This is a genomic window from uncultured Photobacterium sp. (genome assembly GCF_947502415.1).
GTDB lineage: Bacteria > Pseudomonadota > Gammaproteobacteria > Enterobacterales > Vibrionaceae > Photobacterium.
This window is the reverse complement of the sequence record NZ_CANMZV010000002.1, coordinates 410,405-424,458: the sequence shown is the minus strand read 5'-3', so window position 1 is coordinate 424,458 and position 14,054 is coordinate 410,405. Positions and strand designations below refer to the sequence as shown.

Annotated in this window: 15 protein-coding genes; 7 read left to right on the top strand and 8 right to left on the bottom strand. The window is 43.3% G+C overall.

Annotated features, from left to right (window positions below; genetic code table 11):
• Positions 1 to 378 (bottom strand): ISAs1 family transposase (locus Q0852_RS04220; protein ID WP_299014273.1); only part of this gene is annotated, 378 nt, incomplete at its 3' end.
• Between the two features lie 282 nt (positions 379 to 660).
• On the opposite strand from Q0852_RS04220, the gene Q0852_RS04215 reads away from it, so the two are divergent.
• The 4 genes from Q0852_RS04215 (at position 661) to Q0852_RS04200 (ending at position 6,087) form a co-directional block, all read left to right on the top strand.
• On the top strand, positions 661 to 1,491 hold the full coding sequence (locus Q0852_RS04215) for a pirin family protein (protein WP_299014270.1): 831 nt from the start codon (positions 661 to 663) through the stop codon (positions 1,489 to 1,491).
• Positions 1,492 to 1,959: 468 nt separating this feature from the next.
• Positions 1,960 to 3,972 (top strand): TonB-dependent siderophore receptor, encoded by a 2,013-nt coding sequence (locus Q0852_RS04210; protein ID WP_299014267.1) that lies wholly within the window; start codon positions 1,960 to 1,962, stop codon positions 3,970 to 3,972.
• Positions 3,969 to 4,616, top strand: coding sequence for a YfiR family protein (locus tag Q0852_RS04205; RefSeq protein ID WP_299014264.1), 648 nt, complete (start codon positions 3,969 to 3,971; stop codon positions 4,614 to 4,616). The genes Q0852_RS04210 and Q0852_RS04205 overlap by 4 nt, the downstream gene beginning before the upstream one ends.
• Positions 4,609 to 6,087, top strand: coding sequence for a diguanylate cyclase (locus Q0852_RS04200; protein WP_299014261.1), 1,479 nt, complete (start codon positions 4,609 to 4,611; stop codon positions 6,085 to 6,087). The genes Q0852_RS04205 and Q0852_RS04200 overlap by 8 nt, the downstream gene beginning before the upstream one ends.
• 65 nt (positions 6,088 to 6,152) lie before the next feature.
• Here Q0852_RS04200 and Q0852_RS04195 read toward each other — a convergent pair whose 3' ends face one another.
• Together Q0852_RS04195 and Q0852_RS04190 are read right to left on the bottom strand one after the other, a co-directional pair.
• Complete coding sequence (locus tag Q0852_RS04195) at positions 6,153 to 6,629, bottom strand: DUF2947 domain-containing protein (RefSeq protein WP_299014258.1); 477 nt, start codon at positions 6,627 to 6,629, stop codon at positions 6,153 to 6,155.
• 242 nt (positions 6,630 to 6,871) lie between these two features.
• The gene (locus Q0852_RS04190; protein ID WP_299014255.1) at positions 6,872 to 7,087 is read right to left on the bottom strand and encodes a hypothetical protein; all 216 of its coding nucleotides are present in this window, start codon (positions 7,085 to 7,087) and stop codon (positions 6,872 to 6,874) included.
• Positions 7,088 to 7,401: 314 nt separating this feature from the next.
• On the opposite strand from Q0852_RS04190, the gene Q0852_RS04185 reads away from it, so the two are divergent.
• Together Q0852_RS04185 and Q0852_RS04180 are read left to right on the top strand one after the other, a co-directional pair.
• Entirely contained in the window at positions 7,402 to 8,949 is a 1,548-nt protein-coding gene (locus Q0852_RS04185; RefSeq protein WP_299014252.1) for a long-chain fatty acid--CoA ligase, read from the top strand.
• A gap of 149 nt (positions 8,950 to 9,098) precedes the next feature.
• A complete protein-coding gene (locus tag Q0852_RS04180) occupies positions 9,099 to 9,845 on the top strand; it encodes a DUF3108 domain-containing protein (RefSeq protein ID WP_299014249.1) in 747 nt (248 codons plus the stop codon).
• A gap of 41 nt (positions 9,846 to 9,886) precedes the next feature.
• On the opposite strand, the gene Q0852_RS04175 is transcribed toward Q0852_RS04180, so the two are convergent.
• The 5 genes from Q0852_RS04175 to Q0852_RS04155 are packed head-to-tail and all read right to left on the bottom strand — an operon-like array spanning position 9,887 to position 13,098.
• Positions 9,887 to 10,138, bottom strand: coding sequence for a hypothetical protein (locus Q0852_RS04175; RefSeq protein WP_299014246.1), 252 nt, complete (start codon positions 10,136 to 10,138; stop codon positions 9,887 to 9,889).
• Between the two features lie 11 nt (positions 10,139 to 10,149).
• Positions 10,150 to 10,710, bottom strand: coding sequence for a gamma-glutamylcyclotransferase family protein (locus tag Q0852_RS04170; RefSeq protein WP_299014326.1), 561 nt, complete (start codon positions 10,708 to 10,710; stop codon positions 10,150 to 10,152).
• Between the two features lie 14 nt (positions 10,711 to 10,724).
• Positions 10,725 to 11,669, bottom strand: a complete 945-nt coding sequence (locus Q0852_RS04165) for a biotin-dependent carboxyltransferase family protein (RefSeq protein WP_299014243.1) — start codon at positions 11,667 to 11,669, stop codon at positions 10,725 to 10,727.
• Entirely contained in the window at positions 11,651 to 12,361 is a 711-nt protein-coding gene (gene pxpB, locus Q0852_RS04160; RefSeq protein ID WP_299014240.1) for a 5-oxoprolinase subunit PxpB, read from the bottom strand. The genes Q0852_RS04165 and pxpB overlap by 19 nt, the downstream gene beginning before the upstream one ends.
• Positions 12,358 to 13,098, bottom strand: a complete 741-nt coding sequence (locus tag Q0852_RS04155) for a 5-oxoprolinase subunit PxpA (RefSeq protein ID WP_299014238.1) — start codon at positions 13,096 to 13,098, stop codon at positions 12,358 to 12,360. The genes pxpB and Q0852_RS04155 overlap by 4 nt, the downstream gene beginning before the upstream one ends.
• A 288-nt stretch (positions 13,099 to 13,386) precedes the next feature.
• Between Q0852_RS04155 and Q0852_RS04150 the strand changes: the two genes are divergently transcribed.
• Positions 13,387 to 13,971 carry a porin family protein gene (locus Q0852_RS04150; protein ID WP_299014236.1) on the top strand — a complete coding sequence of 195 codons (585 nt, stop codon included), beginning with the start codon at positions 13,387 to 13,389 and terminating at the stop codon, positions 13,969 to 13,971.
• Positions 13,972 to 14,054 lie beyond the last annotated feature (83 nt).

Below are 14,054 nucleotides of genomic sequence, written 5' to 3'. Positions count from 1 at the left end.
AATTGTTGATCTGCGATCATCTCGGTTGTAGGAGCCACGAAGAGTCTTACCATCGATCGCAATAACTTCACCATCAAAGGTCTTGGAAACAGAACGCATCCAGCTGACAAAGCAACGCTGTAACTGACATGGCTCGATGCATGACACAATACGAGCGATAGTGTCATGAACAGGCAAGCCGTCGTTAAATAAGCCTTTTTCTTTCAACCAATCAGAGCGACTAACACCAAAATCTTCAATTTCTTCCCAGCCCTCGCAACCCGCAATAACAGCACAAATGGTGAGGAACAATACATCAAATAATGGATAGCTAATCTTGGCTGATTGACGAGGGTCTTCGATGGTAGAAAAATGCTGGGTGAAAACGTCGATGCTCACTGTATGACTCCGCAAAAGGGAGTATAAGATCATAAACAGATTTACGGGTCAAATCGGTTTGAATTGCTCAATAAACGTTCGCGATCTCACCCTGACCGCAACACAGTATTTCACCCCATAAATTTGTCTTTTTTATGATGATTCTTCCTTGAGTAATTTAACTTCCAAGGTCTAAGATTTAATCAATATAACAGCCTTGAAGGCTCGCAATTTTTATGTGAACCGCTGCCTATAATTGAATTGTCGGGGCACATCGGAACATCAAAAAGCTGGTATTGGGTCATGAGAAATACAAAAAAGATAAATAAAATCCGCTACGGACAGAAAACGGGAGCCATTACGGCCTTCATTACCGAAGAAAACATCTCTGAACTTGACCCGTTTGTACTTTGGGATCACTTTAAAGCCAAAGAAGTATTACTCTCTGCTGGCTTGGACTATCACGGTCATTCTGGCATCGACGCAATAAGTTACCCTGTCGCAGGGCGACTCAGACATCTAGATTCAGCAGGCAGCCATGTCACTCTGGCAAGCGGTGATATCCATGTTATGACCTCAGGCAACGGGGTCATTCACAAAGATACAATGCGACCTAATAACGGATTAGTTGAATCATTCAGTTTGTGGACAGCACTACCTGCTGGTGATCCGGAAATGGCCAATGCATCCAGTATCAATATTGCCGCAGCTAACATTCCGCTGGTCGAAGAAGCCGATACAACTACCAAAATACTTATCGGTAGTTACAACAATGTGACCAGCCCAGTTAATTACAGTATTCCAATTACGTACTTAGATATTATGATTGCCCCATATGGTGCTTGGTTCTTTGAACCCGACAAAAGACAAACATCTGGATTTGTCTATATTCGTTCAGGCAATGTGTATGTTAACGGAAATCAGCTACACTCCCGCCAAATGGGCATATTACAACCCTCCCCCTTACCACTGGAGATCAAGACAGGCAACCTTGGAGCCCGCATCTTCGTCACCTTAGGCGAACCACTTCACCAACCTTTCATTTCATCAGGGAGCTCTGTCCACTCATCCAGTCATAATATGGAGATGGGAACAAAAAAAATAATGCAACTCATGGCATCACTACGAAATTAGTGTGAAAAAATGAGGGAAAAACACTTCAAAACAAAATAACATTATTCCTAAATGATATTTAATAAAATTAAAGGCAATTTTAACCAAGTTATTTTTGACTCTTATCCCCATCATTCATTCACAAAAGAACGGCACACATCTCGCATTGTATATCTACTATCAATAATATGAAAAACATTTAAAACAAGGTATTCCAAAACAACAATAAACAAATATATTCATCCCACTGAAAAATAAACACACAAAACCAATCACGCGGTACAAACCAATGAAATTATTCACTTTTTTGAGATTGGTGCTACTATTGGCGTATAGTTGAACTAATTTTAGCCCACCTTTTTGAACGTTTTGAATAGCCAAATAAATATTAAGTCTTTCTTGCATCATTACTGCAAAATATATTTCGTTTCTGTTGTAACACTATTCTCATTATCAGTAACAGCAGACGAACTGGATACTTTGCTGGCAATGAGCATTGAAGATCTCTCAGTCACGAATATGACAGTGACATCTGCTGCCAGAAAAGAACAGGCACTTTCTACCGTTCCCGGCGCTGTCTATGTTATCTCCAACAAACAAATCCGGCGTAGCGGAGCACGCTCTGTTGCCGAAGCACTTGCACTTGCTCCGGGAATACAAGTAACCAAAATTAGCGAATATAACTGGCAAGTATCATTACGTGGACTCAACGAAATATTATTTAATAAACTGCTTGTCATGGTTGATGGCAGAACCGTTTTTAGTCCATTAATGTCAGGAACATTCTGGGATACGGTCGATACGCTAATGGCAGACATAGAGCGTATCGAAATCATCCGCGGGACAGCAGGAACAATGTGGGGTGGCAATGCCGCAAACGGCGTAGTAAACATAATCACTAAACATAGCCGGGACACTCAGGGAAGCTACCTGGAAGTAAGTGCTGGTGAGCACGAATACCGCGAATTCAACTACCGCTACGGTCTGACACTATCTGAAACCACCACAGCAAGAATCTATGCCAAAGGGGTTAAATCAAACTACTACACATTTAATGATGACAAATGGAAAAGCTATAATGCCGGTTTAAGGGCTGATTACCTAAACTCCAATACGCAAATGACCTTCGAGGCCGGAGGCTATCATAACAAATCAGAACATAACTGGTTGGTGATTAGCTATAACAAAACTCTTGATTCATTTCATCTATCACCATATGAATTGGATGACTATTCCCGTGGCGGCTATATCAGCCTTGACTGGGCAAAGCAGCTAAGTCAGACAGAATATGAAATCAGCCTGTGGGGGGATGCCAATTCGAGTGTAGAACCCTCATCCGCTAGCGAATTTTACACCCTTGATATTGAAAGCCTTGTGCGAACAGAGTTAAATTCGGCCCACGAGTTAACTGCTGGCGGAGGGGTCCGTATGATCCACCGCCATACAGCCTCTTACCCAAACTCAAGTCATACACAGCTTCCTCTGTGGGGACGCATAAGCTGGGATACTAATAACAGCGATTACATTTACAACCATTACTTACAGCTTGAATCTAGAATATCTGACAGCATCACCACCACACTGGGTACCAAGGTAGAGCACTTTACCCTAAACAACAGCACTGAGCTTCAGCCGCAGGCCCGTATCGTTTATGCACACTCGAAACGACATAAATTCTGGGCTGGTATCGGTCGAGCCGTAGTGACACCATCCATTGTTGATTCAACAACAGACCACTATTTATTCAAGCCCACACTGCAACCTGTAAATGAGGATACTTTAGGTTATTACCCATTGTTAAAGTTTACTTTTGGTGATGAAAACTTAAAAAATGAATCTGTCGTCACGCTGGATATGGGTCATCGCTATTCACCTGCAGCTTCACTATATATCGGCAGCACAGTGTTCTACAGCCGTTATAAACATTTGCGAATGATGACAGACTCTTTTTTCTACTGCAGATATGGTCAATGTCTAGATGATAGCCAAGTACCTGGTTCATTATTTATCCAATCATCTCATTACACTGACCAACTCAATGCTGATAGCTATGGATTAGAACTAGCTGTCGACTGGAGCCCATGGAAAAACCTTCGATTAAATACAAGCTACAGCTTTATCAATACCGAAACCAAATGCCAGGGATCCGCAACCTGTGAAACGGATATCTTTGGCGGCTATCCAGCCAAGTATAAGCATCAACCCAACCATTTAGTATCCATTCATTCCCAATGGGATATTTCGCCGGCCTGGCAACTGGATCTTTGGTTCAAATACAAAAGTGCTGTGAATTCAGGCGTCACATTTTCAGACGGTAACCAACCATTCGATGCCCCGTCAGTCAGTACATTAGATATGCGGCTTGCCTGGCATGAAAAACCAAACTGGCCAAAAATTGAATTAGTGATAGATGCAATCGGTGAAGACAGTTATGAAGATCAACCGGGGAAAGCCAAAATAGAAGAAACGGCCTACTTACGTGCATCCTGGGACTTCCTATGAAAGCGATGTTTCAGTTCCCGACAGTTTTCAGCCACCAAGATCCCAGAGCAGAAAACTTTTGGGCTCTGCTAAGGAAGCTTTGCTATAGCCAGTTACCTGAAATTGGCTGCTTGGCTATTGCCTGCTGTCTGAGCTTAATAACATTGCCAAAAGCAGTAGCGGCCCAACCAAACCTCGCTAACTATGCAGACTACAAAATCAGAGCCGTTTACGTCCATCACTTTGCTAACTTTGTCCATTGGCCTGAAAAGCTTTCAAAAATCCAATTTTGTAGCTTGGGAAGAGACAACGTCAGCATCACACTGTCACACCTCATAAAAGAAAAGCAACTACCCGGTTATCAGGCCAGCTTTACATCTCTAAATAATTTGAGCGAAGCAAGCAGCCAATGCGAAATCCTCTACCTAACGGAACGTAAAATGCGAAAACTGCAGCGAATCCCCCAATACGCAAAAGTATTGACTGTCAGCAGTAGCGCAAACTTTCTCGACCAAGGTGGCATGATTGAGCTTCGCTCTATAAACAATCAAGTAAAACCAGCCATCGAAATAAACAACGTAGAAAGAGGGCAGCTGACAGTTAGCTCACAATTACTAAGAATAGCCCTACGCCATACCGTTCATACAGGAGACAACAATGATTAGATGGCTAAACCGCCTAACACTGAACCAACGGCTGACTATTTCAGTAATGAGCTTCATCATGATTGCGTTTATCACAATTAAGCTCATTACCCACCAAGTCTATCTGAGCATTGAGCAAGAACACCTACTGACCCGAACACAAGTACTTGCCAACGGCGTTAGTCGGAATCTGGACGCAGCAATGCTTTTTGATGATAGTATTTTAGCCAAAGAAATTTTATCCGCGTTCAAAGCAGATCCCCTTATTGCGCGGGTAAAACTTGAATTCACCGATCACCAAGTTTTCAGCCAATATATAAACAAGGAAATTGCGTTTATTCCACCTGAACTAAAAGATACTGAACAACTTGCGCAACAAGGCTACGCCTTTGGTGCGGAGATGCTCTATATGAAAGTACCGGTTGAACTGAAAGAGCAAACAATCGGTTATATGTACATCGCAGTTTCTTTAACAGCATTGAAGCAGATGCAGCACAATCACTTCAAACTCAGCCTGCTTCTGATGCTTGGCCTGTTTATTCTCAGTACCCTTTTCATCCATCAATTACTTTCCTGGCTGATTAAACCGCTCTCTCAGTACAAGGAAAAACAGCAAAAAGCAGCCGATAACATTTTTGACTACAGTCAAGATGCCATTCTGGTGATGGATGATTCTGGTGTCATAACTATGGTCAACCCTGCCTTCAGCCAAATCACCGGTTACTCAAAAGAAGAAATTATCGGCCAGCATTTCCATAAACTGGCTGATACCGATGAATACAGTCAGCTTGAAGAATCGATTCAACAAACCCTGAAAAAAAATAACCACTGGCAGGGAGAAATGCAGCAAAAGCACAAAGACGGCTCAAGTATTCCAATGCTTATCAGAATTAACACAATTCAGGACAACAGCAACAAGAAAGTCCAAACCGTTATCGTGGCCTCTGATCTACGTTCAATCAAAAAAATGCAGCAACTTGAACACCTTGCAACACACGATACACTGACCAACTTACCTAATAGAAGCAAGCTACATATAGAACTCAAACATCATCTAGCCGAGCAGAAGAATAATCCCAACACTTTTGCCGTACTCTTTGTAGATCTTGATGACTTTAAATCCATCAATGACAAGTACGGGCATGAAACCGGAGACAAAGCCCTACAAATTACTGCTGAACGACTTAAACGCACCATAAGGGAAAACGATCTAATTGCCCGGCTTGCTGGCGATGAATTCATTGCCATTATCAATCCGGTCAAGAGCCAGGCAGACACAGAACATACTTGTCAAAGGATTTTGTCGCGGATAATGGATCCCATCAATCTGGGAAAAGAAAAAATCCATCTTAACGCTAGTATTGGCTGCTATTACGCTATGGCGGGAGACAGTCAAAATGCAGATGAGGTTCTGCAGCGGGCAGATGAAGCAATGTACGAAGCAAAGCTGTCAGGAAAAGGGCAAATGCGGGAATTTAATCAATTCAGATAATAGTCATACCAAATGGGTAACGTCATTCCACAGTGGAAGCCGTTACCCCATTATCAGCAAGGAGCTTAGCTACGGTTTGCGTACTTATATGTACCATTTGAATTAAACCACAGCACCTGTTTCTTCTTGCGGCCAATTAGCATAGGTCCATCATCAAAAAACAGAAAGTTCTTCCAGTTTCGCTTAAATACGCCCCACTTGGTCTCGATGACATTGTATTTCTCGTAACAGAAGAAAATCGTCGTGTTGTCTTCCCAGTCAATGAGTTCGAGAATTTCTGAAGGTAAATTCTCATCATCATCGCTATCCCAGGCCTGCTGCCAATCAATCGACTCCGACCAGATATTCTTGTCGAATGCCCAATCACCCTTTTCAAAATGATCTGCATCCGGGCTCTGACTACTGATATGCTCTCGCCAAATCTGAGCAGAACGAGCTTGGGTAAATGGTTTGATTTGCGCTAAATCGTCTGCCTCGACAGGCATAGATGCATGAGTGAAAATCCACTTGCGGGAATAACTATCCAACTCTACGTAGTTCATTCGTCGACCTAATATTACATTGACGGGGCAATGTACCTTAGTCGATCACTTTGTTCCAGTATTCACGCCCTATTGAAAACAAATAATCATAAGTCACATTATATTTCCGACACTTAGATTATTCCCTACGCATTAAAATTGTCAGGAGCCAACTTAGCTCAGCACTCTCGACCAAGGTCAGCTCCCTCTTTAAAGACTCATTCTAAGAATGGCCTGATTTAAAAACCGTAATTGGTTTTCATTTACTTAGTGTCCCAGAAATTACTCACCCATCCACCAACATTCTCATCATAGTGACAGCCATTAAATTGTTTATCTGGGATCGGTAACTTATGGTTTTGTTCATCGAGTAACTGAGATATATGACACGCCATCGGATCTCCGCGTTCCGCCAAACGCCGTCTAGTCGCTACTTCTTTAATGATCTGCAGACGATATGCCGAATTCATTTTTTTCATCACACCTAACCTCTCTCAGTTAACCCAGTAACAAAAAATAGGAGTGAGTAAGCAAATCGTCAAATTTCCGCCATCAAACAGTCACAATTACAATTATCTGAGCTTTGGCAAAATAACCTTAAAATCAGTGCGTTAATTTTTGACAATTTTATTACCTTTAAACGGATACATGACCAGATACAAATATCCTTTAAAAAATAATTATTTATATTGAAAAAAAACTTTAATATTTTTATCTTCATTACCACACTTAAAAGCCAGAGCCTTCTGCAATTCAACCAGCCATTGCAGCACAAATATAAGAACAAATTACTATGTATAACCTTGCTACAAACCTAGAGCGCAATGCCACTTTCCGTCGCAATGACACTGCCATCATTTTTCACGATCAGACCATCAGTTATCGAGAGCTCAATGAGATGGTCAACCGAGTTGCAAATCAACTGGTAAAACTAGGCATCAAACCTGACGAGAAAGTAGCAATTTCCTGCCCCAATACTCCTGCCTTTGTCATTGGCTACTACGCGATTCAAAAAATCGGAGCCGTAACTGTTCCCTTAAATGTTATGCTGAAAGGCCCTGAGGTTGCCTACCACCTTGATGACTCCGATGCCGTTGCTCTCATTTGCTTCCAGGGCAACAGCGCATTGCCTTCTGGTCAATACGGCTACCAAGGCTTCTGCGAAACTGAAAGCTGTCAGCATTTCATCTTAATAGAGTCAGAAGGGAACGACAGTCCTGCTCCGGAGGATGCCCACAATTTTAACCAATGGCTGGAATCTTCTGATAACCATTTCGATGCAGTTTACCGCAAAGCCGAAGATACCTGCGTCATCCTGTATACTTCAGGAACAACCGGCCGGGCAAAAGGTGCCGAACTCAGCCAGAGTAACATGCTATGTAACGCACAGGCTTGTCAGGCTCTGACTAACCAAAAAGGCACTGACGTCAGTATTGCCATTCTACCTCTCTTCCATACTTTTGGTCAGTCACTGATCATGAATACCTCTATTCTTGCCGGAAGTGCATTGGTTTTGATCCCGCGTTTTGTACCTAAAACAGTGTTACAACAAATGCACCAACATAAAGTGACTCATCTTGCAGGCGTGCCGACCATGTTTATCGGCCTGCTTGCGTTTGCCGAAAAACACGGTGGCGAGTTTATCAAAGATATTGCTGCTAACTTGAAGGTCGCAATTTCAGGCGGTGCTTCAATGCCGGTAGAAATCCTGAAGCAATTTGAAGCCAAACTTAACGTGCCGGTTATCGAAGGCTATGGTCTGTCTGAATCATCTCCGGTTGCCGCATTTAACCACCTTGAATATGAACGTAAGCCTGGCAGTATTGGCCAGCCTCTGCCCGGCGTTACCATGAAGGTTGTTGACGACAAAGGTAACACCCTCCCTCAAGGTAAAGAAGGCGAACTACTAATCCGCGGCCATAACGTTATGAAGGGCTACTACAAAAAAACGGAAGAAACAGCCAAAACGGTTGTCGACGGTTGGCTTCATACCGGTGATATCGTGCGTATGGATGAAGATGGTTATGTTTACGTAGTCGACCGACTAAAAGAAGTCATTATCCGAGGAGGCTACAACATCTACCCTCGCGATATCGAGGAAACCTTCATGACCCACCCAGATGTACACATGGTGGCGGTGGTTGGAGTACCGCATAAAACCTATGGAGAAGAAGTCAAAGCCTTCATCATAACCAAAGATGGGGTAAACACAGCAAGCAAAGCGTTTGTTGCATGGGGACGTGAGCGACTGGCTGACTATAAATACCCGCGCCAGGTCGAAATTGTCGATACCCTGCCAATGACCGCAACGGGTAAAATATTAAAACGCTTACTGAAATAATCTCATCAGCAGGCTGCATTAAACAGCCTGCAAACTTCCTCAACCCTAGACCCACTCCGAACAACAATCCCTATTAAGGACATTTTTGCGTGATCCCGTACACACTGCTAACGTATTAGTGTGAGCTAAGATTTTTTTGCGGAGGCTCGGTGAAAAAACTCTCCACAGTTATAATTTTGTCTATCGGTGCCTTATCGTATTCAACCGTTCTTTTGGCCACGTCATCACCGGCCTTTCATCAATGTACGAAGGCATTCACATATGATATCTATCTCAGCCAGCATAAAATTGGCCATTTAACACGTACGTTAAAATGGCAAGACAATAATCTGGAAGTTTACTCATACAGTAAAATCAAAATGCTGGTCGCTAAAAGCAAGCTCAGACAGCAGAGTCGAGTCTACTGGTCTGAACAACAAAACTCTTTTTTAACCCAGTCTTTTAGTCGAAAAATTACCGGCTTGATGGCTGGTACAATCTCGGCAACATTCAGTTCGGATGGCCGCCGCTCATCAATAAATAACAACGGTTCAACCGCCACCTTCAGTAGTCATGATCTGCCGATCATGGATGGAGACGCTGTTGGCAGCCAAATCAGGCATAACCTCATTGAAGGGAAAACAGCATTCAATTTTAAACTGCAAGATAGCAATGATGTAGACCATTACTATTTTGAAGTGAAAAGGAAAGAAAAAATTAACACCCGATTTGGTAAACTTCAGACTTTCAGAGTCGAACAAGTAAGAAAAAATGATCGAAAATTGGTAATGTGGTTTGCTCCTGAGATCGACTACCAACTGGTAAAAGCGACATATAAACGCAAGATCCTCGATCTAAAAGCAGTATTGAAAAACAGCGATATCCAATGCCCTACGCAATTCGCCCAGCTCAATTGACGCTTTTTCCCTGCGTCCTGAGGTTAGCTAAGTATACAGCACTACTTCATGATGGCCTTACCGCCAATAATCTTATAAGCAGGCGTACCACGAACCAAAGTGTCGCGGGCAAACACAGCATTGCATCCAGGGCAAACACATGATTCCTGCGTATAATCCCGGCTGATCCTTTCCTTAAAACACTTAACCAGCGCCCCCTTGCCTCCTTTACGATATTTAAACAATTGGGTTTTACAGCCACTACAAAAGATATCAACCGTTTTAGTCGGTCCTTTTTTATTGGGTTTTGCCATTATCTCTTAAATCACTCTGAACTACGGGTCTTCGTAATCAACCTATCGATCAGCTCCAAATGAGCCTGCGAAATTCCCGCCCTATTCCCGTACTTTGGCTGATGACGATCATTTTCCAGTGGATGATGCCAGCCCTTGGTGGTTTCAACAAATGTTTCGGCAAATTGCTCCGAAATCGACAAGCAACCAGCTAAAACAGTATCAACATAAGTCTGCATTATCGGTTTTTCGTTACAGGGAGGTGCAGGATTCGTTCTGACATAAGCCCAGATAGGTTCAGTCCTTGATACCTCAACATATGCAACAAGATTATCAGGATCCAGCTCTATTCTCCGATAGCCCTTTTCACGACAATCAAACCGAGACAGTACATCTTCGTGAATATTGACAAGTACACCATTACAACATCCTTCACCCTCTACTGCGACAAGGGGAGAAATTCTGTAGCGACCATCAACTTTCCCCCAATGGCGCTGCAGGCCATTTACAATCACAGGTAAGGCCTTTCCCGTTTGTCCGGTTAACTGTCGTGAATGGCTATTAATCAAACTTCCGTAGCCAAAGATATACATCATCTACCCCCCAGCTAAAACGGCAATGCAAAAAAACGTGAAAAAATAAGCCATTGCTGAAGCAAGTCATCCATATTTCCTTTAATAAACTGAACTTCCTGTCCAGGCCGAGCCTGTGCAAGCCTCGACATATCAATTCGGGCGATACAGCCAAGCTTAGGGTAGCCTCCCAGTGTCTGGCGGTCATTGAGCAACACAATAGGCTGGCCATTAGGCGGGATCTGAATCGCTCCATAAGCAATCCCCTCAGAGATAATACCATTACTACCACCTAGAACCTTTGGCCCTTCAAACCTGCAACCCATCCGATCGGTTTGCTGCGTGACTTTATAAACACCTTGGTAGAAATGCTGTTTCGACGCCTTCAAAAAATGATCACATTGGTAAGATTCAATCACCCTAAGTTGAAGCTGCTGGCGGTAATCAGGGATGAATCGAGCCGGTGTAATTAATGATTTAAAACATTTCTCCGGCAACAAATCCACACCGTTCCTCACTACTAAACAGTCTCCTTTTTGCAATGGCATACCCGGCTTGACGCCCCCAACACCATTTCGAACCACCGTTGAGGAGCTACCCAACACCTTAGGCACATTAAAACCGCCTTTTACTGCTAAATAAGCACGCAACCCTTCACGAGAGTGATGAAACTTAATCACTTGACCATCTTTGACTAAAAAGCTTTGCCACGGTGCTATCGGCATACCATCCAGAGTAGCAGCCATATCGGCGCCAGCTATAGCACAAACCATATCGCCATGCGCTTCAAACTGGGCCTGACCTAAGGTAATTTCAAGCTGCGGGCAATCCATTTCATTGCCAACAAGATAATTTGACCAGCAGTAGGCATGCAGATCCATAGCTCCACCTTGACTCAGCCCCTGCCCGCCAACACCTAATCGGCCAACATCCTGAATCAAAGTCAGCATTCCCGGCTGAATTACTTCCAATGTGGCCAAATACTTCCTCCCAACTGTTCAAACTGCTCCTTATCGATCGGCTGAAACTTAACTTTATCTCCGACTTGAAATGGGCTCATTAGGGTGTCATCAGGAGAAAACAGCGACATCGGGCAGTTTCCGATTATCTGCCACCCTCCTGGAGAGTCTGCGGGATAAACAGCAGTTTGCTCATTGGCAATTCCAACACTTCCTGCCGGGAGCCTAACTCGAGGCTCAACATGACGCGGAGTTGCGATTAAAGGGTCAACAGAAGCAAGGAATGCAAAGCCCGGCGCAAAACCAATCGCACAAACCGTATAAGTAGTCTGACTATGATTTGCGATAACCTGCTCAGGGGTTAATTGATGCAGCTGGGCAACCGCTGACAAATCTGGGCCAACCTCATGATGATAATAAACAGGCAAAACAATCAACTGACGGTTATTAGAAGGCATACTGTGGTTTTGCCTTTCACTCAGGCTATCCGCAAACTGTAAAATAGCACTCTTGAGCGTTTGATAATTGATTTTACAAGGATGATACTGCAAAAAAACCGAGGTATACGACGGAATCACCTCAACCAAAAATGGGGAAAAATACGCTTTTAAATACTGGGCCAGCAAGCTTATCTGTGGGGTCAGCCGAATATCGATATGCTCCCCTAGATAAACAATCAAACTGGTCTCCGAAACCGGTTCGACACGAATCATGGATTAAGCACCTTATGAAGGGCTTCAATCGTGGCAATCGACGCCTTGTTATCGCCATGGACACAAACAGTATCAGCAGCCAGATAGAGTTTGTTGCCAGAAATTGTTGTCACCTGACCTCGTACTAACTCGGTAACCTGTTGCTTGATCCTTTCAAATTCCTGATAGACAGCTCCTGGCTGGCTACGCGGCACAAGTAAACCTGCATCGTCATAAGCTCGATCGGCAAACGCTTCATACAAAAGCTCTACCTTATAATGCTCAGCAATCTGTTGATAACCGTTGTTATCCGATTTTGCCAATATCATCAACTTCAGGGCTAAATGGCGATTTCTGTTTAACCCGGAAACAGCTTCAACTGTAGCTTCAAAAACTGACTCACTGGCCATCATATCGTTATAAAGCGCGCCATGAGGCTTGATATAACTAATCTGTCCCCCCTGAAGCTGACAAATTGCATCCAAAGCCCCGGCCTGATAAGCCACCAGCTGGGTAATAGCCGCCATTGAATGAGGAATACTCCGACGCCCGAACCCCGCTTTATCGTCATAACCAGGGTGAGCGCCAATTTCAACCTGATGAGACAGCGCCCAGGCAACGGTTTGTGCCATTACATCAGGATCCGACGCATGAAATCCACAGGCTATATTCGCCATATCAATCCATGGCATTACAACCTGATCGTGCCCCATTTGCCAGGCACCAAAGCTCTCACCCATATCACAGTTCAATTTCATTGCCAATCCTTGCCATGAAACAGCCACATTAATTTAACATTACACACAAATGAAATACTTATCAATTTGGCAGGAAAGCAGCTTTCTGGCTTCATGTTGGCACTTGATTAACTGAAAAACTTCCACTCATAAACAAGCTTGAAAATCATTACAAAACAGATATGGATAAAAAACAATCAGGCAAATCATTCACACCACATATACAATGACTTTCATCAACTCTGCAAATATAATGAACAGCGCTTTTTTACTTTTAAAGCAGCAGTTTATATCCAAGGATAAGAAAAAATGAAAAAAGTTATTTGTTTAATTCCATTTCTACTGGCGTCGGCTAGCTCAGTTGCAGCAACTCAGGATGTTCGCGGTTTTTATCTAGGTGCTGGTGCTGGTAGCACCACATTTGAAGATGACGGATGGGGCGCTAGCCACCTCACCTCTTTCGAAGAAAAAGATAATAGCTTCAAGTTCTACACCGGTTACCAGTTCAACAAAGTTATTGGTATCGAAGCGGCTTATACCTCTTATGGTAAAATCGAAGCTAAAAAAACAAACTACACAATTGATCCTACATCAATTTCTGTATCAGCCAATGTCGGTTACACCTTCAACAGCGGCCTGCGTCCATTTGGCATTGTCGGCCTATCAGCTATTGACCTAAACCAGTCTTACGAAGCTCTTGACGGTGATGATGGAACAGCGATCCATTACGGACTAGGTCTTGAATACTCACCGAACTTCGCACCGGGACTAAACGTTCGAGTTGCCTACGAAGGTGATTTGTTTGGCATTGAAGAACAAAGATTATTTTCAAATAATCGCACCTACGACGTAACGGTAGGCTCCTTCTACCTTGGCGCATCATATAAGTTCTAATCATATTTTGTGGTTAAGGCATTGAAGGCTATCACTTGATAGCCTTTTTTATTTGTCGGCACTAATACCAAACTTAGTAATTT